This window comes from Salmonella sp. SAL4457, from assembly GCF_046548235.1.
Taxonomy (GTDB): Bacteria; Pseudomonadota; Gammaproteobacteria; order Enterobacterales; family Enterobacteriaceae; genus Salmonella; species Salmonella enterica.
On the sequence record NZ_JBGDZO010001282.1, the window covers coordinates 1 to 238 of the forward strand.

General features: G+C 64.3%; 1 protein-coding gene. It reads right to left on the minus strand.

The genetic code is table 11. The features are described from left to right. A partial coding sequence (locus ACLJNW_RS28330) for a hypothetical protein (protein ID WP_410961973.1) occupies positions 1–238 on the minus strand: 238 nt, incomplete at both ends.

The following is a 238-nucleotide window of genomic DNA, read 5'->3' on the forward strand; positions in this document are numbered from 1 at the left end:
GCCAGTCGAACTGGTATTTCTCCACCGCGGTATGGCGGTTCGCGACACGCTCGATGGCCGCCTGCTTTTCCTCCGGGTAGCCGAGCAATGCCTTGCCCTCCATCTGTAGCATCGCCGCCAGGCTGGCACCGGGCAGCGGCGTGGAGTGGTAGGGCTGGGTGATGTCCTGGATGTAGTGCATGCCCCAGCCAAGGAACCGGTAGCCCCAGTAGGGATGACCGTTGGCGAAGGCGAAGCG